The organism is Cupriavidus sp. GW823-FHT07A04 (assembly GCF_058794615.1).
On sequence record NZ_JBXAHA010000008.1, the window covers coordinates 86,911 to 105,957 of the forward strand.

The window sequence follows — 19,047 nt, forward strand, 5'->3', positions numbered from 1 at the left end:
CTTGCTTTTTGCGGCCTGCCGAACCTGGCGTGGCAGCTTATTCGGCGTCCGGCTGCGCCTTGGGCTCGGCCTGCTGGAACGCAGGCAGCGCCATGCAGGAGTCGAACACCTTGGCAATGGCCGGGTAGCGGGCCACGTCGATATTGAAGCGCTGCGCGTTGAACACCTGCGGTACCAGGCAGATGTCCGCCAGCGTCGGCGTATCGCCAAAGCAGAAACGCCCTGCCTTGCCCGAGCGCACGAGGTTGGTATTGACCGACTCGAAACCCAGCTCGACCCAGTGGCGATACCACGCGTCCTTGGCCTCCTCCGCCACGCCCAGCGTGTGCTTGAGGTACTTCAGCACGCGCAGGTTGTTCAGCGGATGGATCTCGCACGCGACCTCCAGCGCCAGCGCGCGGATGTAGGCGCGGTCGAGCGCGCTGCCCGGCAGCAGAGGCGGCTCGGGATGCGTCTCGTCGAGGTACTCGACCATCGCCACGGATTGGATCAATACGTGATCATCATCCAGCAGGGTCGGCACCAGCGCATCGGGGTTCAGCGCCCGGTAGGCCGGCAGCAGTTGCTGGCCGCCGTCGCGCAACAGATGAACTGGCATGTACTCGTAAGGCAGGCCCTTCAACTGCAGGGCAATGCGCACCCGGTACGAGGCGGAGCTGCGAAAGTAGCTGTAAAGCTTGAGCATGGACTCAGACTACCTTGACGGTGAGCTCGCCCACGCCTTCGATCTTGCACAGCATGACATCGCCCTTGACCACCGGGCCCACGCCTTCGGGCGTGCCGCTGTAGATCAGGTCGCCGGGTTGCAGCTCGAACAGCTTGGAGAGATACGACACCATCTCGGGCACCGACCAGATCAGGTCCGACAGGTCGCCGCGCTGCTTCTCCACACCGTTGACGGACAGCGTGACCGCGCCCTTCTCCGGATGGCCGATGGCGGACACCGGCACGATCGGGCCGATCGGGGCGGACTTGTCGAAGGCCTTGCCGGTTTCCCAGGGGCGACCGGTCTTCTTCGATTCGTTCTGCAGGTCGCGGCGCGTCATGTCGAGGCCGAGCGCGTAGCCAAACACGTGGCTCGCGGCATCCGCCTCGGCGATGTCCTTGCCGCCCTTGCCGATGGCAACGACCAGCTCCACTTCATAGTGGCAATTGCTGGTGCCCTGCGGATAGGGGAAGGCGCCTTCGGTACCGTCAGCCACATAGCTCACGGCGTCGGCAGGCTTGCAGAAGAAGAACGGCGGCTCGCGGTCGGGATCCGAACCCATTTCACGGGCGTGGGCGGCATAGTTGCGGCCCACGCAGTAGACCCGGCGCACCGGGAACTGAGTGCTGCTGCCGCGCACGGGCACGCCATTGGGCGCCGGCGGGGCAAATACGAATTCGGTCATCCATCTCTCCAAGCATATTCTGTGTTTTAGACTACGCGCCAGCATGCTGGCATCGCCAGTAGACGCCCTGCCGCGCAGCAGGGCAATAGCATACACCGGCGGTTCTGGCCGCGTGCGCCGGCAACCATTGAATCCGGGAAACCCCGCAATACAATGAAAGGCATCTCGGCGCGAATCTTGCATGGCAAGAGGCATTCCAAGTGACGCCATGAACAGACGCCCCCCTGCCCCCTCCACCCCGACGAGTCCTGCCAGCCCCGCGCCCGCCGCGTCGGGTTCACGCGCGCTGCGCATTTTGCTGGTGCGCGATCCGCATGACGAGGATCCGCTCAATATCGAGACGATCCGCGCCGGGCTTGTCTCTGCGGGCTTCACGGACATCGAAACGGTGGATGCCGACCTGCGGCTGCCCGACGCAATCGCCGCGCGGCAGCCGGACCTGATCATCATCGCCTCGGAGTCCGCTGCGCGCGATACAGTCGAGCATGTGTGCGTGTCGACCCAGCACGCGCCGCGCCCCATCGTGCTCTTCACGGACAACGACGACGCCCAGCGCATCAAGGCCGCGCTGAGCGCAGGGATCACCGCCTACATCGTCGACGGCCTGCGCGCCGATCGCGTCAAGACCGTGCTGGATGTGGCCTATGCGCGCTTCGAACTGGACCAGGAACTGCGCGCGGAGCTTGATGCCACGCGGCTGCAGCTAGCCGAGCGCAAGGAAGTGGAGCGTGCCAAGGGCCTGCTGATGAAGGAGCGCGGCATGACCGAGGACGAGGCTTACAAGCGGCTGCGCAGCATGGCGATGGAGCGCGGCATCAAGCTCGTCGAGGCGGCGCGGCGGGTCATCGATGTGATGAGCTAAGCCCGGAACAAACCATGATCGGGCGCCTCAATGCGCCCCGCACGCGCTTGGTGCAATGCACAAGGATGGCGCGACCGCATCACCTTTCACGCACCGGCAGCGCACGGACGCCGCTTTGGCGCGCCCGCTTCTGGCTCCTTGTCCACCCTCGCTGGCAGTCAGACCCCGACAACAGCCCTCCCAACCCTTGGCACGCGGCTTGCATAATCGAAGCATCGGCCAACGACGGCCGATCACATACCGATGTGCGCCGCCAACGACGGCCGCGCCGCATCACGGGACAACGGCGTCCTGACCTGCCCCCCGCATTTCTGGCGAAAGCGGAGCAGTTCAGGACGCTTTTTATTTGGAGCCGTGTCAATGCCCTCTCGCCTGAAGATTGCCAAGTCGCTGCATGCAGCAGTTGCCACCGACGCCAGCACCACGGGAGCCGATGCGGTGCCCGCCAGCAACGGACGGCGCCGCGCCCTGGCCACCATCGCCGGCGCCAGCGTGATCACCCTGGTCGATCCCCTGGTACGCGCTGGCGCATGGGCGGCAGGCTCCGACGCGCCGGAAAAACCGGAGGTGCGGATCGGCTTCATCCCGCTGACGGACTGCGCCTCGGTCGTCATGGCCGGCACACTCGGCTTCGACAAGAAGTACGGCATCAAGATCACGCCCACCAAGGAAGCCTCCTGGGCCGGCGTGCGCGACAAGCTGGTCAACGGCGAACTCGATGCAGCGCATGTGCTGTACGGGCTGATCTATGGCGTGCAGCTTGGCATTGGCGGCCCCAAGAAAGACATGGCGGTGCTGATGAACCTGAACCACAACGGCCAGGCCATCACGCTGTCATCCAAGCTGGCGGAGAAAGGCGTCAAGGACGGCGCCAGCCTGAAGGCGCTGATGATGAAGGAAAAGCGCGAGTACACCTTCGCCCAGACCTTCCCCACCGGCACCCATGCCATGTGGCTGTACTACTGGCTAGCCGCCAACGGCATCAACCCGATGCAGGACGCCAAGGCCATCACCGTGCCGCCGCCGCAGATGGTGGCCAACATGCGCGTGGGCAATATGGACGGCTTCTGTGTGGGCGAGCCGTGGGGGGCGCGCGCCATCGCCGACAAGATCGGCTTTACCGCGGAGACCACGCAGGCGATCTGGAAGGATCACCCGGAAAAGACCCTGGGCACCACGGCAGAGTTCGTGCAGAAGTATCCCAACACGGCACGCGCGATGGTGGCCGCCGTGCTCGACGCCTCGAAGTATATCGACGCATCGGCCTCCAACCGCCGCAAGACCGCCGAGACCATCGCCGCCAAGTCCTACGTCAACACCGACATGGACATCATCCTTGACCGCATGCTGGGCCGCTATGACAACGGCCTGGGCAAGACCTGGGACGACCCGGACTCGATGAAGTTCTACCAGGACGGCGCCGCCAACTATCCCTTCCTCTCCGACGGCATGTGGTTCCTCACGCAGCAAAAGCGCTGGGGCTTGCTCAAGGATCACCCTGACTACCTGGAGGTGGCGAAGAAGGTCAACCGCATCGACATCTACAAACAGGCCGCTGCGGCCGCGCAGGTGCCACTGCCCAAGAGCGATTTCCGTACCGCGAAGCTGATCGACGGCGTGGTGTGGGACGCTAGCAAGGACCCCAAGGCCTACGCCGACGGTTTCAAGATCAAGGCCTGAAGCGCACGCGCCCCGGCGTGATTCCGATTTTGATTGCCGCTTGAACGCCGGCGTGGCGACACGCCGGCTACCGAAGGAGCCTGACGTGAATGCACTAGCCCAGCCGGCCCCGCATGCCGCCAACCAAGCCGCCCCCGCCGATGCCGGCATCACCGCCGAGCTAGCCGTGGTTGGCGACACGCAAGCCCATGAACGCGCCCAGCTCCGCGCGCTCGCCGCGCAAGCCGAGGCCCGCCGCGCGGCGCGGCGCGACGCCATCACCGCCGTGGTGCTCAAGGTGATGCCGCCCGTCGCGGGCTTTGCGCTGTTCCTGCTGATGTGGCACGGCATCGCCACCATGATCCCCGCCATCCCTACGCCGGCCGCCACCTGGCATGCCGCCGTGCCGCTGTTCGCCGACCCGTTCTACCGCAACGGCCCCAATGACCAGGGCATCGGCTGGAACGTGCTGGCGTCGCTGGCGCGCGTGGCGGCGGGCTTCGGGCTGGCCGCATTGATCGGCATCCCGGCCGGCTTCGCGCTGGGCCGCTTCGCCTTTCTCAACGCGATGATGGCGCCCATCATCAGCCTGCTGCGCCCGGTCTCGCCGCTGGCTTGGCTGCCCATTGGCCTGCTGCTGTTCAAGTCGGCAAACCCGGCGGCGATCTGGGCCATCTTCATCTGCTCGATCTGGCCGATGGTGATCAATACCGCGGTGGGCGTGACCCGCGTGCCGCAGGACTACCTGAATGTGGCGCGCGTGCTCGACCTTTCCGAATGGAAGGTGTTCACCCGCGTGCTGCTGCCCGCCGTGCTGCCGTACATGCTCACCGGCGTGCGGCTGTCCATCGGTACCGCCTGGCTGGTGATCGTGGCCGCGGAAATGCTCACTGGCGGCACCGGCATCGGCTTCTGGCTGTGGGACGAGTGGAACAACCTGAAGGTGGAACACATCGTTATCGCGATCTTCATCATCGGTGTGGTCGGGCTGCTGCTCGAATATGCGCTGCTCAGCCTGGCCAAGCGCTTCAGCTACGGCAACTAAGACGCTAAGTCGCAAAGACGCCAAGTCGCTACCCGCGCCCTGGCGCCCAAGGAGAAGCTCATGGAAAAGTTCGTCCGTATCGAGAATGTCGGGCAGACCTTCAAGACCAAGAAGGGGCCGTTCGTCGCCCTGCGCGATGTCAACCTGACCATCGCCAGCGGCGAGTTCATTACGCTGATCGGCCATTCGGGCTGCGGCAAGTCCACCTTGCTTAACCTGCTGGCCGGGCTGGACCGGCCCAGCGCCGGCGCGCTGATCTGCGCCGAGCGCGAGATCGCCGGCCCCGGCCCGGATCGGGCGGTGGTGTTCCAGAACCATTCGCTGCTACCCTGGCTGACCTGTTTCGACAATGTCTATCTTGGCGTGGAGCGCGTGTTCGGCGCCAGCGAGAGCAAGGCGCAACTGAAGGCCCGCACGCACGACACGCTGGCCTTGGTTGGCCTGACGCATGCCGAAGCCAAGTATCCGCAGGAGATCTCGGGCGGCATGAAGCAGCGCGTGGGCATCGCCCGGGCGCTGGCGATGGAGCCCAAGGTGCTGCTGATGGACGAGCCCTTCGGCGCGCTGGACGCGCTCACCCGCGCGCACCTGCAGGACGAACTGATCAAGATCGTGGCGAAGACGCGCAGCACGGTGGTGATGGTGACCCACGACGTGGATGAAGCGGTGCTGCTGGCCGACCGCATCGTCATGATGACCAACGGCCCCGCGGCCACCATCGGCGAAGTGCTGAAGGTGGACCTGCCGCGGCCACGCGAGCGCATGGCGTTGGCCGAGGACAAGGATTACCACGCATGCCGCACGGCAGTGCTGGACTTCCTGTACCGCAAGCAGCGCAATCCCGCCCTGAAGGAAGCCGCCTGAGCGGCGGCGATGACGGGCCTGCCACTGCCGCGCCAGGGGCGAAGCCGGGCCGGCATTGCGGCTGTCATGGGCACGGCCGGCCCGCTCCGCTATCATGGACTTCAAACCACATAGTCCCAACCCGCCATGACCACCACGCCTACCTCCCCCGCGGCCCCCGCTGCCCCTGCTTTCGCTGCCGCGAAGTACATCAAGGAAATCGGCCGGGGCGTCAACGGCGCGCGCGCGCTGCCGCGCGAAGATGCCCAGGCGCTGTTCGATGCCATGCTGGCAGGCCGCGTGGCCGATATCGAGCTGGGCGCGGTGCTGATGGCCTATCGCATCAAGGGCGAGGCCCCGCACGAGCTGGCCGGGATGCTCGATGCCGCGCACGCGCATTGCCTGCCGCTGGCCGGCCCGGCGGACCGCGTCGTGGTGTCAATCCCCAGCTATAACGGCGCGCGCAAACAGCCTAACCTGGTGCCACTGCTGGCGTTGCTGCTGGCGCGCGAGGGCATTCCGGTACTGGTGCACGGCTCCCGCCAGTTCAACGGGCGCGTCACCAGCATCTCGCTGTTCGAGGCGCTGGGCATCGTGCCTTGCAGCTCCGTGGCGCAGGCCGAATCCCAGTTGCGCGGCAGGGATGCCCAGCCCGGCCCGCTGGCAGTGCTGCCGATCGACGTGCTGTCGCCGGCGCTGGCCCGGATGCTGGACAAGCGCATGCAGATCGGCTTGCGCAACTCTGCGCATACGGTGGTCAAGATGTTGCAGCCTGTGGGCGCGCACGGCCCGGCCGAGGCGCTGCGGCTGTATAGCTACACCCACCCCGAGTACCGCGAAACCCTGACCGATTATTTCTCGCGCGAGCCCGCCAATGTGCTGCTGGCGCGAGGCACAGAGGGCGAGGTGGTGGCGGACGCCCGGCGCAACAGCCGCATCGACTGGCTGCACGACGGGCATCAACGCACCTTGGTCGACCCGACGTCGGGCTCCATCGTTGAAGTACCGGAATTGCCGCCCGGCAGTGACGTGGACCAGACCGCGGCCTGGATCCGCCTCGTGCTGGACGGCGAGGCGCCTGTGCCTGCCCCGATCGCCACGCAGATCGACGCCATCCGCGACTGCCTGCAGCAAGGCACGCGCGTGGCCTGGGCCAGCCCGGTCTGAGCGTCGCCCGCCAGGCAGGCGCCTTTAGCGCTTGCGCTGTGGAAGCGGAATGCGATCGTTCTCGCCCGGCACGCGCGGGAACTGGTCATCTTCCCAGCGCTGGGAGGCTGCTTCGATCGCTTCCTTGGTGCTGGCAACGAAATTCCAGAAAATAAAGCGATGGCCATCGGTCGGGTCGCCGCCGAGCAGCATCACGCGCGACGCCACCTGCGCCGTCAACGTCACCGGCTGGCCCGGCACCAGCACCGCCAGGTGCCGCTCGGGCAACACTTCGCCGTCCAGGGCGATGGTGCCGTCCACCGGGTAGATGCCGCGCTCGGCGTGCTCCGCCGGAATCTCCAGGCTGGCGCCCGCCTCGAGCTCAATGGCCACGTAGAGCGTGCGGCTAAACACCTTCACCGGCGCCTCGGCGCCGAATGCATCGCCCGCAATCACCGTCATGCGTACGCCAGGGCGCTCCAGCTTGGGCAGCGTCGCGGCCGGATGGTGATGAAAGGACGGCTCGACGTTCTCGTGCTCCTTGGGCAGCGCCACCCAGGTCTGGATGCCGTGCAGGCGCGGCCCGGCATCGCGGGCGGACTGGGGCGAGCGCTCCGAGTGCGCAATGCCGCTGCCAGCCGTCATCCAGTTCACGTCGCCCGGCCTGATGACCTGTTTGCTGCCGAGGCTGTCGTGGTGCAGGATCTCGCCCTCGAACAGGTAGGTGACCGTGGCCAGGCCGATGTGGGGATGCGGGCGCACATCGGCGCCTTCCCCTGGCGGCATGGCCACCGGGCCCATGTGGTCGAAGAAGATGAATGGGCCGACAGTCTGGGTTGCCGCGGCGGGCAGCAGACGGCTCACGGCAAAGTCGCCGAGGTCACGGGTGTGCGGCTTTAGCAAGTGCTCGATAGCAGACATGATATTCCCCGATTTGGTCGATGCTGACGCTCAGCGCCACTGAGACAAATGAAAAGAGTGTAGCTGCTAGCGAAACACAGCATCTCAACTGGCGACAGAACCGGCAGGGGCATCAGCCCTCTAACCACTGTCGGATCGTTCGCGTACCCGCGTGAGATAGTGGCCTCGTCACATCCTGCAAGATGTCGGAATAAAATACTATGTAGAAGAACCATTCGATTATCAGGAACTATCAACCCTATTGGCACTCCAACTTAGCAGTCCCCCGGCTTGAGTGCTAATATGTGTTGCAATGCAGTGCGAGACCCCGAAAAGGGCCGCACACGCGGGCAACCCACCCGCCGGATGCGAAAGGAGCCATCGAGTGAACGCAGTCCTATCTGCTGACCAAACCCAAATGACCAACCGTCTGCCTGCGGTGCCACAAGGCGCCGGGACGTTTGCGCTGACCTTTCCCGGAACGCTGGGAAATATCGACAGCTATATCCAGGCTGTCCACCGTATTCCCCTGCTTACCCCCGAGGAAGAGCAGCGGCTCGCGCGCGAGTTGCGCGAGCACGACTCCGTCGATGCGGCGCGCCGCATGGTGCTGTCGCACCTGCGCCTGGTGGTGTCCATCGCCCGCCAGTACCTCGGCTATGGCCTGCCCCATGCAGACCTGATTCAGGAAGGCAATATCGGCCTGATGAAGGCCGTGAAGCGCTTCGACCCGGATCAGGGCGTGCGGCTGGTGTCTTATGCGATGCACTGGATCAAGGCCGAGATCCACGAATACGTGCTGAAGAACTGGCGCATGGTCAAGGTGGCTACCACCAAGGCTCAGCGCAAGCTGTTCTTCAACCTGCGCAGCCACAAGCAAGGTGCCCATACCTTCACGCCGGAACAGATCGACGCGGTTGCGCGCGAGCTGAACGTCAAGCCGGAAGAAGTGATGGAGATGGAAACCCGCCTGTCGGGCGGCGACCTGGCGCTCGAAGGGCAGATCGACGATGGCGAAGAGGATTTCGCGCCCATCGCCTACCTGGCCGACAACCACAACGAGCCCACCCGCGTGATCGAGGCGCAGCGCCACGACCGCCTGCAGGTGCAAGGCCTGGAAGAAGCGCTGTCCAAGCTCGACGACCGTAGCCGCCGCATCATCGAGGCGCGCTGGCTGCAGGTCAACGACGACGGCTCGGGCGGCTCCACGCTGCACGAACTGGCTGACGAATTCGGCGTTTCCGCCGAACGCATCCGCCAGATCGAAACCGCGGCGATGAAGAAGATGAAGGGTGCGCTGCAGGCCTTTGCCTAAGGCTTAAGCGCACCAAAAGTAGAACAGGGCCGGTCTCGCGACCGGCCCTGTTTTATTTTGCCTGCCGGCTTCGCGCCGGCGGCCCGCCTCATGACAGCATCAGGACAGCAGTTGCTTGAGGTCGTGCACGATCGGCTCCGGCCCCTGGCCGTGGCGGATAAACAGGCGCAGCTTGCCGCTCGGGTCGAACACATAGCTGCCCGCCGAGTGATCCATGGTGTAGTTATTCGGGGACGTGCCCGGCACCTTGGCGTAGAACACCTTGAAGTCCTTCGCAACCTTCTGCAGCGCGGCATCGTCGGCCGGGCGCATGCCCAGGAAGCGCGGATCGAAGGCCGGCACATACTGCGCCAGCAGCGCCTGCGTATCACGCTCCGGATCCACCGTAACGAACAACACCTGCACCTTGTCGGCGTCCGGTCCCAGTTGTTCCATCACCGCCTTGAGCTCGGCCATGGTGGTCGGGCACACGTCAGGGCAATGCGTATAGCCGAAGAACATCACTACCGCCTTGCCCTTGAAGTCGCCAATGGAGCGCACCTTGCCGTTGTGGTCGGTAAGGACGAAGTCCTTGCCGAACTCGCTGCCGCCGGTGATATCGACGTTCTTGAAGGAAGCCTTCTGCTGGCCGCATGCCGCCAGCAGCAGCGCGCACAGGGCCAGCAGGCAAAACCGGCGGAAGGCCGCGAAGGTGGGGAGAAAGCCTGAAGGGAAATGGTTTGGCATGCGAGTTCGGGTGGTGTTGGCGAGCCGGCGCCGCCCGGCAGGCGGCTAGGCGCGACAAGGTCACATTAACAGATGACACGCAGTATCGCCGATCGTGGCCGCCACGCGCGCAGGCCGCGACAAGATGCCGCAAGCCTGCGCGCCCCGCTCAGGCCTGCGGCAGGAATTTGAAGTAGTGATCGACCAGCAGCGCGGCGAACAGCAGCGAGAGATACAGGATCGAGAAGCGGAAGGTGCGTTGCGCCAGCGCATCCGAGTAGTTGCGATACATCTTCCACGAGTAGGCCAGGAACCCGCCCCCCAGGATCAGCGCGGCCGCCAGGTAGATATAGCCGCACATGCCGTACACAAAAGGCAGCAGCGTGGCCGCGATCATGATCAGCGTGTACAGCAGGATATGCAGCAGCGTGAAGCGCTCGCCGTGCGTCACCGGCAGCATCGGCAGGCCGGACTTGGCGTAGTCGGCGCGGCGATACAGGGCCAGGGCCCAGAAGTGCGGCGGCGTCCACGTGAAGATGATCAGCACCAGGAACCAGGCTTCCGCCGGCAGGTCGCCCGCGACCGCCGCCCAGCCAAGCGCCGGCGGCATGGCGCCGGACAGGCCGCCGATGACGATGTTCTGCGGCGTGGCCGGCTTGAGCAGGATGGTGTACACCACGGCGTAGCCCACGAAGGTGGCCACGGTCAGCCACATGGTCAGGTCGTTGGTGTAGACGTGCAGCAGCCACATCCCTGCCCCACCCAGCACGGCGGAGAACACCAGCGTCTGGATGGTGGTGATCTCGCCGGTGGCCGACGGGCGCCACGCGGTGCGGCGCATCAGCGCATCAACCTTCTGCTCCACCAGGCAGTTGATGGCGAAAGCGGCACCTGCCAACAGCCAGATGCCGGCGGCACCGCCGATCAGCACCGGCCACGGCACCATGCCGGGCGTGGCGAGGAACATGCCGATGATGGCGCAGAAGACGGCAAGCTGCGTCACCCGCGGCTTGGTCAGGGCGGCGTACTGGCGGATCAGGTGGCGAACCCGCCCGAGGGGATGTGTGTGGGTAGCTGTAACCACTGGAGAGTTCTTGTCTTTCATGTGGCGCGCGCGGCGGCCGGCACGTCGGTAGCAATGTCAGCGGACCGGGCCGCGAGCCCTATATTGTAGTTGAGGCGAACCAGGAGCAGCAGCAAGACCGCCGCGCCGCCGTTATGCGCCACCGCGGCGCCCAGCGGCCAGTCGAACACGATGTTCGACAGACCTGTGGCCAGTTGCAGCGCGAGAAAGCCCAGCAACCAGCCCGCGCTGCGCGTGAGGCCACCATGGCGGCGTGCCTGCAGCCCAAACCAGGCCAGGAAAGCCAGCACGACGAAAGCGAAGCCGCGATGCACCCAATGGATCGCCACCAGGGCCGAGTGCGGGATGTAGTCGCCGTCGGCGGTCATGCCGAGCTGGCGCCACAGCGTAAAGCCGTGGTGGAAGTCCATGTCCGGCACGAGCTGGCCGTTGCACAGCGGAAAGTCGGTACACGCCAGCACAGCATAGTTAGTGCTCACCCAGCCGCCCAGGAAGATCTGCAGCACCAGCAAGGCCAGCGCGATGCGCGCCGGCCAGCGCAGCCCGGCCGCCTGCGGCGCCACCCGCAAGGGTGGATCGTTGCGCGAGCCCAGCCAGATCAACGCTGCCAGCAGGCTCATGCCGAGCATCAGGTGCGTGACCACGATGATGGGCTGCAGCTTGAGTGTGACCGTAAAGGCCCCGAATGCGCCCTGCACGCACACCAGCAGCAGCACCCCGGTGGCGAACCAGGGCGACTGCTTGAGTTCGCGCCGCTTGACCCAGGCCAGCACCATCAGCGTGATGATCAGCACGCCGACCGCCATGGCGAAGTAGCGGTGGATCATCTCGATCCACGCCTTGGTGATGCTCACGGGCCCGCTGGGCAGGGCCGTCTCGGCGGCGCGGATAGGTTCCTGCGCCGCGTGCGGGTTGGAGTGGCCATAGCAGCCCGGCCAGTCAGGGCAGCCCAGGCCGGAGTCCGTCAGCCGCGTGAAGCTGCCGAACATGATCAGGTCCAGCGTCAGGAAGGCGGTGATCCAGACCAGCTTGCGATACTTGTTGCGGTCCCCTTTGACCAGCACGTAGCTCAAGGGGAACAGCGCGATCAGGACGCCGATGATGGCGAGTTGGAGCAGCATGCGCGCCTCACCCGATGTGAGAGTACTTGAGCAGCTTCTTCAGGTCGGAGCTCATCTTCTTGGGGTCCGGCTCCTTGGGGAAGCGCATCATCAGGTTACCCAGCGGGTCGATCAGGAACAGGCTGTCCTCGATCCGGGCACCCGGTTCCGCCGGCAGCCATTTCTGCATGGCCTCGCGGTTGGCGCGCAGGAAGCGCACGCCGGCATAGGGCTCGTTGTAGGCAGCAGACAGGCGGGAATCGATCGGGCCTTCGTCACTGATCAGCCACACCGGCACGATGCGCTCGCGGTCCTGGCCTTGCCCCGCGCGGATCTGGCGGATGGTGAACAGTTTCTTGGCGCAGGCTTCGTCGCACGCCGCGCCGTCCGCCGTCACCAGCAGCCACTTGCCCTTGAAACTATCCAGCGGCACGGACTCGGCACGCTCATTGCCGATCTGTATCGCGGGCATCGGGCGCTGCGGCTCGATCAGCGTGCCGTAGTTGGTGGATCCGCCCGCCGGCTTGAACACGTAGTACGTCAGGTAGGAAGCGATGACAGGCGAAGCGCACACCAGCAGAAGCAGCAGCATCTGGATGCGGCCGCGACGGGTGCGGGCGTCGATGCGCGAGTCTTGCGGCGCGGCGCGGGCGGTCTGGGCCGAAGCGGGATCTGGCTGTTGCATAGTGTTTCGTCTGTCTGTCGTCTGTCTGTCGTTAGGGGCGGTTGCGCTCATCTGACCGCAACGCGCCGCTGTGGTTCGTGGGTGATACGGGTGCCACCCGCGTGAATGCTCAAGCCGTCATGCGGGCCGCGCGCCGCCAGCTCAACGCCACCAGTAGCACCAGGGTCAGCGCCGCCAGCCCGAACCACTGGAAGGCATAACCATAGTGGCGATCCGCGCCGATGTCCGCTGGCGCCCAGTCGCGCGCCAGCCCGTCGCCGCTGTCGTTGCGCTGTTCCAGCACAAAGGGTTGCAGGGGCACGCCAAGCTCCGCTGCATAAGCGGCGAGATCGACATTCTGGCGGATCTTCTGGCCGGCCTCGGCATTCGCGCCCTGGCCCAGGCTGAAGACCCTGGGCACGGTCGCCAGCGCGGTGCCGTCCAGCTCCACCTCGCCTTGCGGCGTCGGGAACGGCGCGATATGGGTACGATCCTGCGCGTCGCGAGGCAGCCAGCCGCGCAGCACCAGCACGGCCGGCGCGGCCGCATCGCCCCCGGCAACCCGCAGCGGCGTCAGCACCATGAATCCGGCACGGCTATCGGTGCCGTTGCCGTGGGGGCGATTGTCCAGCAAAACCGTATGCGCTGCATCGAAGCGCCCGCGCACGTGCACACGCCGCTCCGCCAGCGCGCCATCCACCAGGCTGCGCCCGATCTCCAGCGGCGGCTGGGCAGCCAGCGCCTCAAGGCGCGCGGCCCGCGCCACTTTTTCATGGGCCCGATTCAGCTGCCAGTTGCCCAAGGCACAGGTGAGCGCGATCACCACCAGCGCGGCGATGGTGGGCAGCGGGCTCAGTGCGCGCCACAGCTTCACGTGCGGCCTCCCTGGCATTTCCCGAGGGCGTTGCCACGCGCGCCGATGCGATAATGGCACTCTATCCCTAGCAGACCCCGCGCTTGCGGGCCCTCCATGCGCATCGTCATCCTCATCGCGTTCTTCCTCATCATCGGTAGCCTGGCCTGCGCCCTGTTCTTCATGATGCGCGACCGCGGCAGGACGCCAAACATGATGCGCTCGCTGATGTTCCGGGTCGGCTTCTCGGTGGCCCTGTTCGTCTTCATCCTGTTCTCGCACTGGATGGGATGGATACAGAGCACGGGCATCCGCATGGCGCCCTGAAGCCGGCACGGCCCGGCTACGCCAGGTTCAAACCACAAAAAACAAGCGCCGCAGGCTGGCTACTTCCCCTGCGGCGCTTGTTTTTTGTTGTTCCTCGCGAAGGAGGAGAACCTCCCCCGCGATGCCGCCGGCGTGGGCGGCGGGCACTGCAATCGGGTGTCTTACAGCCAGTACACCACGATGTAGAGGAACAGCCACACCACGTCGACGAAGTGCCAGTACCAGGCAGCGCCTTCGAATGCAAAGTGATGGTCGGGCGTCAACTGGCCCTTGAGCACCCGCACCAGCACCACCGTCAGCATGATCGCGCCGAGCGTCACGTGGAAACCGTGGAAGCCGGTGAGCAGGAAGAAGGTGGAACCGTAGATGCCCGAGGTCAGCTTGAGGTTCAGCTCCGAATACGCGTGGTGGTATTCGTACACCTGGAAGCACATGAAGACCGCGCCCAGCAGGATGGTCAGCACCAGGCCCTGGATCAGCTGGCTGCGCTTGTTGGCCAGCAGCGCATGGTGCGCCCAGGTCAGCGTCACGCCGGACATCAGCAGCAAGGCGGTGTTGATCGTGGGGATCGGCCACGGGCCCATGGTCTGGAAGCTCTCCACGACACCGGCCGGTCCGAGGTTCGGCCATACGGCGGCGAAGTCGGGCCACAGGATCTTGTTGTTCAGGTCGCCGAGCCACGGCATGGCAATGTTGCGGGCGTAGAACAGCGCGCCGAAGAACGCCGCGAAGAACATCACCTCGGAGAAGATGAACCAGCCCATCGACCAGCGGAAGGACAGGTCGATGTTCTTGCCGTACTTGCCCGTCTCGGATTCGTTGATCGCCTCGCCGAACCAGCTCTTGAGCACGAACAGGAACCACAGCAGGCCCAGGCCGCACAGGTAAGGCCCCCAGGTCTGCCCGTTTACCCAGCCAGCAGCACCCCCAGCCGTCAGCAGCAAGCCGAAGCTAGCCGTGATCGGATGGCGCGAGGGGCCCGGTACGAAGTAGTACGGAGCGTTTGCGCGGTTCGCACTCATTCTTTTTTCTCCAGCTCAGAGTCTCTGATTCAGTAATCGTTATCCGCACATCCAGCCCTGACGGGGCCGGCGGCATGCTTTTGCCCTGCTCTTTTTACTTACTCCTGCCCTGCCCCGTGCCTTGCGCTGCGTGGCCTCACCCTACCACCACACGCACGACCGTGATCAGCACCGCGATCAGGATGGCTACCCCGATCAGGCCGGCAATGATCACATGGACCGGGTTGAGCTGTGCCATGTCGCGCTCATGCTCGCTGCCCTTGCGCAGGCCGATAAACGACCAGAACACCGCGCGCAGCGTCTGCGCAAATGACAGCTTGCGCTTGACCGCGTCCTTCATCTCATCCACGGCTTTTCCCCTGCAACTTGCCTCGCCTGCAAACTCAAATGCCCTTGCCCGCGCCTGCTGGCTGCGCGTCGAGGGGACCTTGCGGCGCTTGCGCCACCGGCGTCCCGATCTCGAAGAAGGTATAGGACAGCGTAATGTTCTTCACGTCTTTCGGCAGGTCCGGATCGATCACGAACACAACCGGCATCTCGCGTGCTTCCTTCGCCTTGAGCGTCTGTTCCTTGAAGCAGAAGCACTCGATCTTCTTGAAATACTGCGTGGCCAGCTTGGGCAGGTAGCTCGGGATGGCCTGCGCCGAGATATCGCGTGCCTGGCCGTTCGCCACTTCGTAGACGATGGTGGTCATCTCGCCCGGGTGCACTTCCATGCTGCTCTTGACCGGACGGAAGGCAAAGGGCCCGCGCGCATTGGAGTCGAACTCGACCGTGATCGTGCGGGTTTTGTCCACCTGCGTGTTCTTGACCTGGCCACCGTACAGGTCCCGCGTGGTCACCACGTTCAAGCCGGTGATCTCGCAGATCTTCTTGTACAGCGGCACCAGCGCATAGCCAAACGAGAACATCAACGCCACCACCACCAACAGCCGCAGCATCATCCCGCGGTTGAACTTCTTGTCGGTGGCATTGCTTGACTGCTGGTTCGCGCTCATCTCAATACCCTGCAGCTTCAGCCAAGAAAGATCATCTTGGCGAAGAAACCCAAAAAGAAAACCATCACGATCGAGAAAAGGATCAGGCCGAGACGACGATTGGAGGCCTTGCGGTCTGCCTGCGATGGACTTTTGTTTGGATCCTGCATAACACCTTGCTTGCGTGGCGCGGAAGGACGGGCAGTGCCCATCCTTCCGTGCTTATTGCGGCTTGCCTGACTGCGGCTTACTTGACTTGCGGCGGCACTTCAAAGGTGTGGAACGGGGCCGGCGACGGCACGGTCCATTCCAGGCCCTCGGCGCCATCCCAAGGCTTGTCCCCGGCTGCCTTGCCGCCACGGTAGGACGGCAGCACCACGAAGAAGAAGAAATACACCTGCATCAGGCCGAAGCCCAGTGCGCCAATCGATGCAATCGCGTTGAAATCCGCGAACTGGGTCGGGTAGTCGGCATAGCGACGCGGCATGCCGGCCAGGCCCAGGAAGTGCATCGGGAAGAAGGTGATGTTGAAGAAAATCATCGAGCCCCAGAAGTGGATCTGGCCGCGGGTTTCGTTGTACATGAAACCGCTCCACTTCGGACCCCAGTAGTAGAAGCCCGAGAACATCGCGAACAGCGAGCCCGCCACCAGCACGTAGTGGAAGTGGGCAACGATGAAGTAGGTGTCCTGCAACTGGATGTCGATCGGGGCCACCGCCGGCATCAGGCCGGTGAAGCCACCGATGGTGAACACGAAGATGAAGCCGATCGCGAACAGCATCGGGGTCTCGAAGGTCATCGAGCCACGCCACATGGTGGCGATCCAGTTGAAGATCTTCACAGCCGTCGGCACCGCGATCAGCATGGTGGCGTACATGAAGAACAACTGGCCGGTCACGGGCATGCCGGTCGTGAACATGTGGTGAGCCCACACGATGAACGACAGGATGGCGATCGAAGCGGTCGCGTAGACCATCGAGCTATAGCCGAACAGGCGCTTGCGGGCGAAGGTCGGCACGACGTGCGAGACGATCCCGAACGCCGGCAAGATCATGATGTAGACCTCGGGGTGGCCGAAGAACCAGAAGATGTGCTGGTACATCACCGGGTCGCCGCCGCCGGCAGCCGAGAAGAAGCTCGTGCCGAAGTGACGGTCGGTCAGCACCATGGTGATGGCGCCAGCCAGCACCGGCATCACGGCGATCAGCAGGTAGGCGGTGATCAGCCAGGTCCAGCAGAACATCGGCATCTTCATCAGCGTCATGCCGGGTGCGCGCATATTGAGCACCGTGACGATGATGTTGATCGAGCCCATGATCGACGACGCGCCCATGATGTGCATGGCGAAAATCGCCATGTCCATGCCGGGGCCCATCTGCACCGACAGCGGCGCGTACAGGGTCCAGCCGGCGGCGGTGGCGCCGCCCGGTGCGAAGAACGACAGCACCAGCAGCAGCGCTGCCGGGGGCATCAGCCAGAAGCTGAAGTTGTTCATCCGCGCGAACGCCATGTCCGATGCGCCGATCTGCAGCGGGATCATCCAGTTGGCAAAGCCGACGAAGGCCGGCATGATCGCGCCGAACACCATGATCAGGCCGTGCATGGTGGTGAACTGGTTGAACAGTTCCGGGCGGAAGAACTGCAGGCCCGGCTCGAACAGTTCGAGACGGATCAGCAGTGCCAGCGCGCCGCCAGACAGCAGCATGGTGAACGAGAACAGCAGGTACAGCGTACCGATGTCCTTGTGGTTGGTGGCAAACAGCCAACGGCGCCAGCCATGCGGTTGATCGTGGTGATCGTCATGCGCGTGGTCGTGCGGGTGGGCGAGCGCGTCCGGGGTAGCAGTACTCATCGCGAAAACTCCTGAAATCCTGTTCAACCTGCGGCGCGGTCGCCCGCGGCGCTGGCCTGCTTGGCAGCGGGCTTGTCTTCCGTCTTGGGCGCGGCGTCGCCGCTCGCGCCAGGTGCGCCGCCGCCTTCGCGGAACTTGCCGGCACGCGCATTCACGAAATCGCTCGGTTGAATCACTTCACCCGTCTTGTTACCCCAGTTGTTGCGGGTGTAGGTCATGACGGCAGCGAGCTCGGTATCGGAGAGGTGCTTCCACACCGGCATGGCACCCTTGCCTTCCAGCAGGATATGCATCTGGCCTGCGTCCGGGCCGTTGACGATCTTGGAGCCGTCGAGAGCCGGGAAGGCGCCGCCGCCCTTGCCGTTAGGCTGGTGGCAGACCGCGCAGTTGGCGGTGTAGACCTTCTCGCCACGGGCCTTGAGCTCGTCCAGGGTCCAGGTCTTGTTGGGATCGTCCGCCTTGGCGGCGAGCTCCTTCTTCTTGCCGTCGACCCACTTGGCGTAGTCGGCGTCGGAGACGACGCGCACGACGATCGGCATGAAGGCGTGTTCCTTGCCGCACAACTCGGCGCACTGGCCACGGTACACGCCAACCTTCTCGGCCTTGAACCAGGTGTCGCGCACGAAGCCGGGAATGGCATCCTGCTTGACGCCGAAGGCCGGGATCATCCAGGCATGGATGACGTCATTGGCCGTCAGCACCATGCGGACCTTCTTGTTCACGGGCACCACCATCTCGTTGTCCACCTCCATCAGGTAGGTGTTCGACTTGGGGGCCTCGTTGTTGATCTGTTCGCGCGGGGTGGTCAGGGTGGACACGAAGGAGATGCCTTCGCCGTCGCCCTTCAGGTAGTCGTAGCCCCACTTCCACTGGTAGCCGGTGGCCTTGATGGTGATGTCGGCGTTGGTGGTGTCCTTCATCGCCACGACCGTCTTGGTGGCAGGCAGGGCCATGCCGATGACGATCAGGAAGGGGATGATGGTCCAGATCACCTCGACGGTGATGCTTTCGTGGAAGGAAGCCGACTTCGCGCCCTTGGACTTGCGGTGCTTGAATACGGAGTAGAACATCACCCCGAACACGCCGATGAAGATCACGGTGCACATGATCAGCATCATCCAGTTCAGCCAGTGAATCTGCTCGGCGATCTTGGTGACCGGCTCGGTCAGATTGAGCTGTCGCACGGCGGGGCCACCTGGCATGTCTTCCACTGCCAGGGCTGCGTAGCTGGTGAGCAGGGATGCCCCCACCAGACACGCTGCGGATGCCTTCTTCCACATTTTCATTTGTTATCTACCCAAT

At 64.5% G+C, this 19,047-nt stretch carries 21 protein-coding genes; 7 read left to right on the plus strand and 14 right to left on the minus strand.

Annotation, left to right across the window (positions count from 1 at the left end; all coding sequences use genetic code 11):
- Positions 1-37: 37 nt before the first annotated feature.
- Positions 38-685: a maleylacetoacetate isomerase gene (gene maiA, locus AC1Q7Q_RS15370; protein WP_441632303.1), complete on the minus strand. Its 648-nt coding sequence runs from the start codon at positions 683-685 to the stop codon at positions 38-40.
- Between the two features lie 4 nt (positions 686-689).
- Positions 690-1,391: a fumarylacetoacetate hydrolase family protein gene (locus tag AC1Q7Q_RS15375; protein ID WP_492375312.1), complete on the minus strand. Its 702-nt coding sequence runs from the start codon at positions 1,389-1,391 to the stop codon at positions 690-692.
- Positions 1,392-1,599: 208 nt separating this feature from the next.
- Between AC1Q7Q_RS15375 and AC1Q7Q_RS15380 the strand changes: the two genes are divergently transcribed.
- The 5 genes from AC1Q7Q_RS15380 to ybiB all read left to right on the plus strand — a co-directional run bounded on the left by AC1Q7Q_RS15380 (position 1,600) and on the right by ybiB (position 6,967).
- Positions 1,600-2,253: an ANTAR domain-containing response regulator gene (locus tag AC1Q7Q_RS15380; RefSeq protein WP_441632299.1), complete on the plus strand. Its 654-nt coding sequence runs from the start codon at positions 1,600-1,602 to the stop codon at positions 2,251-2,253.
- A gap of 360 nt (positions 2,254-2,613) precedes the next feature.
- Complete coding sequence (locus tag AC1Q7Q_RS15385; protein WP_492374353.1) at positions 2,614-3,933, plus strand: CmpA/NrtA family ABC transporter substrate-binding protein; 1,320 nt, start codon at positions 2,614-2,616, stop codon at positions 3,931-3,933.
- A gap of 85 nt (positions 3,934-4,018) precedes the next feature.
- The gene (ntrB, locus tag AC1Q7Q_RS15390) at positions 4,019-4,957 is read left to right on the plus strand and encodes a nitrate ABC transporter permease (protein ID WP_492374354.1); all 939 of its coding nucleotides are present in this window, start codon (positions 4,019-4,021) and stop codon (positions 4,955-4,957) included.
- 60 nt (positions 4,958-5,017) lie between these two features.
- Positions 5,018-5,821: an ABC transporter ATP-binding protein gene (locus AC1Q7Q_RS15395; RefSeq protein WP_174426599.1), complete on the plus strand. Its 804-nt coding sequence runs from the start codon at positions 5,018-5,020 to the stop codon at positions 5,819-5,821.
- A 126-nt stretch (positions 5,822-5,947) separates the two neighbouring features.
- On the plus strand, positions 5,948-6,967 hold the full coding sequence (gene ybiB, locus AC1Q7Q_RS15400) for a DNA-binding protein YbiB (RefSeq protein WP_492374355.1): 1,020 nt from the start codon (positions 5,948-5,950) through the stop codon (positions 6,965-6,967).
- 24 nt (positions 6,968-6,991) lie between these two features.
- Here the strand turns inward: ybiB and AC1Q7Q_RS15405 are convergent, their stop codons facing one another.
- On the minus strand, positions 6,992-7,867 hold the full coding sequence (locus AC1Q7Q_RS15405; protein WP_492374356.1) for a pirin family protein: 876 nt from the start codon (positions 7,865-7,867) through the stop codon (positions 6,992-6,994).
- Between the two features lie 397 nt (positions 7,868-8,264).
- Between AC1Q7Q_RS15405 and rpoH the strand changes: the two genes are divergently transcribed.
- Positions 8,265-9,161, plus strand: coding sequence for an RNA polymerase sigma factor RpoH (gene rpoH / locus AC1Q7Q_RS15410; RefSeq protein WP_220810654.1), 897 nt, complete (start codon positions 8,265-8,267; stop codon positions 9,159-9,161).
- 99 nt (positions 9,162-9,260) lie between these two features.
- On the opposite strand, the gene AC1Q7Q_RS15415 is transcribed toward rpoH, so the two are convergent.
- The 5 genes from AC1Q7Q_RS15415 to AC1Q7Q_RS15435 form a co-directional block, all read right to left on the minus strand.
- On the minus strand, positions 9,261-9,887 hold the full coding sequence (locus AC1Q7Q_RS15415) for an SCO family protein (protein WP_492374357.1): 627 nt from the start codon (positions 9,885-9,887) through the stop codon (positions 9,261-9,263).
- Between the two features lie 148 nt (positions 9,888-10,035).
- The gene (locus AC1Q7Q_RS15420) at positions 10,036-10,971 is read right to left on the minus strand and encodes a heme o synthase (protein WP_492374358.1); all 936 of its coding nucleotides are present in this window, start codon (positions 10,969-10,971) and stop codon (positions 10,036-10,038) included.
- On the minus strand, positions 10,968-12,071 hold the full coding sequence (locus AC1Q7Q_RS15425; protein WP_492374359.1) for a COX15/CtaA family protein: 1,104 nt from the start codon (positions 12,069-12,071) through the stop codon (positions 10,968-10,970). Before AC1Q7Q_RS15425 ends, AC1Q7Q_RS15420 begins: the two co-directional genes overlap by 4 nt.
- Before the next feature lie 7 nt (positions 12,072-12,078).
- A complete protein-coding gene (locus tag AC1Q7Q_RS15430) occupies positions 12,079-12,735 on the minus strand; it encodes an SCO family protein (RefSeq protein ID WP_492374360.1) in 657 nt (218 codons plus the stop codon).
- Between the two features lie 109 nt (positions 12,736-12,844).
- Positions 12,845-13,606 (minus strand): SURF1 family protein, encoded by a 762-nt coding sequence (locus AC1Q7Q_RS15435; protein WP_492374361.1) that lies wholly within the window; start codon positions 13,604-13,606, stop codon positions 12,845-12,847.
- Positions 13,607-13,684: 78 nt separating this feature from the next.
- Between AC1Q7Q_RS15435 and AC1Q7Q_RS15440 the strand changes: the two genes are divergently transcribed.
- Complete coding sequence (locus AC1Q7Q_RS15440) at positions 13,685-13,894, plus strand: twin transmembrane helix small protein (RefSeq protein ID WP_492374362.1); 210 nt, start codon at positions 13,685-13,687, stop codon at positions 13,892-13,894.
- Between the two features lie 161 nt (positions 13,895-14,055).
- On the opposite strand, the gene AC1Q7Q_RS15445 is transcribed toward AC1Q7Q_RS15440, so the two are convergent.
- The 6 genes from AC1Q7Q_RS15445 to coxB form a co-directional block, all read right to left on the minus strand.
- Complete coding sequence (locus AC1Q7Q_RS15445; protein WP_006159467.1) at positions 14,056-14,916, minus strand: cytochrome c oxidase subunit 3; 861 nt, start codon at positions 14,914-14,916, stop codon at positions 14,056-14,058.
- A 136-nt stretch (positions 14,917-15,052) separates the two neighbouring features.
- The gene (locus tag AC1Q7Q_RS15450) at positions 15,053-15,265 is read right to left on the minus strand and encodes a DUF2970 domain-containing protein (protein WP_035861042.1); all 213 of its coding nucleotides are present in this window, start codon (positions 15,263-15,265) and stop codon (positions 15,053-15,055) included.
- A 34-nt stretch (positions 15,266-15,299) separates the two neighbouring features.
- Entirely contained in the window at positions 15,300-15,914 is a 615-nt protein-coding gene (locus tag AC1Q7Q_RS15455) for a cytochrome c oxidase assembly protein (protein WP_150989703.1), read from the minus strand.
- A 17-nt stretch (positions 15,915-15,931) separates the two neighbouring features.
- On the minus strand, positions 15,932-16,063 hold the full coding sequence (locus tag AC1Q7Q_RS15460; RefSeq protein WP_006159470.1) for a cytochrome oxidase small assembly protein: 132 nt from the start codon (positions 16,061-16,063) through the stop codon (positions 15,932-15,934).
- A gap of 77 nt (positions 16,064-16,140) precedes the next feature.
- The gene (gene ctaD / locus AC1Q7Q_RS15465) at positions 16,141-17,745 is read right to left on the minus strand and encodes a cytochrome c oxidase subunit I (protein ID WP_150989700.1); all 1,605 of its coding nucleotides are present in this window, start codon (positions 17,743-17,745) and stop codon (positions 16,141-16,143) included.
- 23 nt (positions 17,746-17,768) lie between these two features.
- The gene (gene coxB / locus AC1Q7Q_RS15470) at positions 17,769-19,031 is read right to left on the minus strand and encodes a cytochrome c oxidase subunit II (protein WP_492374363.1); all 1,263 of its coding nucleotides are present in this window, start codon (positions 19,029-19,031) and stop codon (positions 17,769-17,771) included.
- Positions 19,032-19,047: the final 16 nt, after the last annotated feature.